At 63.6% G+C, this 2349-nt stretch carries 2 protein-coding genes and 1 pseudogene; 2 read left to right on the top strand and 1 reads right to left on the bottom strand.

What is annotated here, in order from left to right; all coding sequences use genetic code 11:
• Nucleotides 1-83 precede the first annotated feature (83 nt).
• Both AB0J04_RS45860 and AB0J04_RS45865 read left to right on the top strand, forming a co-directional pair.
• A complete protein-coding gene (locus tag AB0J04_RS45860; RefSeq protein WP_363174683.1) occupies nucleotides 84-371 on the top strand; it encodes a hypothetical protein in 288 nt (95 codons plus the stop codon).
• Nucleotides 347-481 (top strand): annotated as a pseudogene (locus AB0J04_RS45865) (hypothetical protein); the annotation flags it as partial. The gene AB0J04_RS45860 and the pseudogene AB0J04_RS45865, both read left to right, overlap by 25 nt.
• A 19-nt stretch (nucleotides 482-500) precedes the next feature.
• Here the strand turns inward: AB0J04_RS45865 and ccrA are convergent.
• Complete coding sequence (ccrA, locus tag AB0J04_RS45870) at nucleotides 501-1823, bottom strand: crotonyl-CoA carboxylase/reductase (RefSeq protein ID WP_363174684.1); 1323 nt, start codon at nucleotides 1821-1823, stop codon at nucleotides 501-503.
• Nucleotides 1824-2349 lie beyond the last annotated feature (526 nt).

A 2349-nucleotide genomic window follows, 5' to 3' on the forward strand; every position in this document is an offset into this window, starting at 1 on the left:
CCCTGAACGCCTTCGACATCACCTTCGACGGCCGACTCTCAGCAGCCCGTCAGTAGCCCCAACACCCTGGTTACACCGCTCGTTTGACAGACCCGCCGCCGGCCGCGAGAGTTCACAAAACCATCGAGGACCGGCTGCGTGAGCACAACCGCAGGGTGCGGATTCCGCCCGGCCTGCTGCGCAGGCTGTACGGTTTGGAAGAGCGCATCGTCGCCGACGAGAGCACTCTGGCGACCGACCTCGCCTCCCGTGCCGTCCGCCGTGCACTGAAGCAGGCCGCCGTCGCACCGAGCGACATCGACCTGCTGCTGTCAGCGCCGACGTCCTGGAACCCGCCAACGCCCACATGGTGGCCGCCGGTACCGGACTGAGCTGCCCGGTCTTCGGCATCTCCAACGCCTGCAACAGCGTCCTGAACGCCCTTGAGGTGGCTGACGCCTTCATCCGCGGCGGCCGCTACTGGCGCATCCTCCTCGCGTGCGGGGAAACACAGGTCGAGCTCACCTGCGGAACAGGCGCAACCGCTCCTCACCCACCCGAGCCCGAGCCTGCGGGTCAGTCACCCCAAGCCCTGGACGGGGTGCCAGGCACAGCACACCGACCTTGCCGATGTGCTGATTGGTCTGCACGCTCCTGGCTGCCGCCCCGACCTCCTCCAGCCGATACGTCTTCGACAGGGCCGGAACTACATGACCCATCGCGATGAGCCGGTTGGCCTCCCACTGCTCGTGGAAGTTCGCGCCGTGACTGCCGATGATCCGCTTCAGCCGCATCCATAGATACCGGTTGTCATAGGTATGGTCATACCCAGTGCTCGACCCGCAGGTAATGATGGTCCCCCCTCGTCTGGCCAGGAAGACAGACGCCGGGAAGGTCTTCGAACCGACGTGTTCAAACACGATGTGAGGGTCCTCGCCGACCAGTTCGCGGATCGCTCTCCCCATCTTTTTCCACCCCTCGGCACGCTGCAGGAGCATGTCATCTCCGCCGAGGATCTCGGCGCGGTTGATGACGGCATCGCAACCCAGTGACCTGAGCAGGCTCGCCTTTTCCTCAGAGTTCACCACACCGACCGGAATGCCGCCGCCGTTGCGTACCAGCTGGACGGCGTAGGAGCCCAGACCACCGGTCGCACCCCAGACCAGCACGATGTCCCCCTGCTTCATCCGCGCACCGCGCTCGCTGACCAGCATGCGATAAGCAGTGCTGGCACACAGCGGGTTGACCGCCGCTTCCTCCCAAGTCAGAGCCGGAGGCTTCGGCATCAGCTGGCTCGCCCGAACCAACGCGTAGTGAGCCAGACCGCCGAAGTTAGTCTCGAACCCCCACGCCTTCTGCCCCTGGCCCAGCATGCCGTCGCGATGCGTGTCGGGATCCTGTTCATCGACATAAGCCGGTGAGATGGAAACATGATCACCGACCTTCCATTTACGCACGGAAGATCCCGTACGGACGATGACGCCCGAAGCGTCGGAACCAACGATGTGGTATGGCAGATCGTGCCGCTCCTCCCACCCCCCGATCTTCCCCATCTCCTTGAGGAACTGGAAGGTGGGCAGCGGCTCGAACATCGCCGTCCAGACCGTGTTGTAGTTGATCGCACTCGCCATCACCGCGATCAAAGCCTCGTCTGGAGCAAGCTCGGGCATCGGCACGTTCTCGACGAACAGGGACTTGCGTACGTCCTTGTCCTCGACGCCCTCGAACATGTCGACATCGCTGGCTCGCACAGCTGCCGCCGGGAAGCTGGCCGGAAGAGGAAGCAACGCGAGATCCGCTGCATCCGCACCAGCGATGACTGCTTCGGACAGGGACGAATTCATAGTGACTCCGTTTCTCGTTCATATCTGGCGACTGTTCCAAGAGAAACGCTGATCCGTTGCTACGCAACCGCACATCACTGCGCAGCCCGCGCTGAGAAACACCGTCCCCCCTCACCGGCCGCCTCCGCCCAGAGCAGACTCGCCACCGTCCACGACGCGCCATGACCCCCTTGATTGCGGAGACAGCAACGGAATATGCCAAGGCCATACGACCCGGATCCGGCGACGGTCACCTTCAACACCGGTGCCCCGAGCGGGTGGGCGCACCCGGCGTCCAAATCCTTATGCACGCTCCGCCACACGAGCGATTTCTGTCCTGGCCCTGCCTGCCCTATTGCAGGTATGGATCACTGGCGATATCAGCAGTACCCTTCCCCGTCACGTTCATCGCGGTCCTGCAAAAGGGCCGCCGGCCTCCGGGTCCGGCATGACGGGGAGTGTCATGAATTAGGTGTGATCCTTCCCGAAGGAGTCATCTGATGAATGCGACGACAGGTCACCTGATTGAGGCCGCGGACCGCGTGTC

The sequence above is a fragment of the Streptomyces sp. NPDC050263 genome (assembly GCF_040655955.1).
Taxonomy (GTDB): Bacteria; Actinomycetota; Actinomycetes; order Streptomycetales; family Streptomycetaceae; genus Streptomyces.

Coding starts and splice junctions, on each gene's coding strand:
- ccrA (WP_363174684.1), bottom strand. CDS start 1,823: ATGAATTCGTCCCTGTCCGAAGCAGTCATCGCTGGTGCGGATGCAGCG.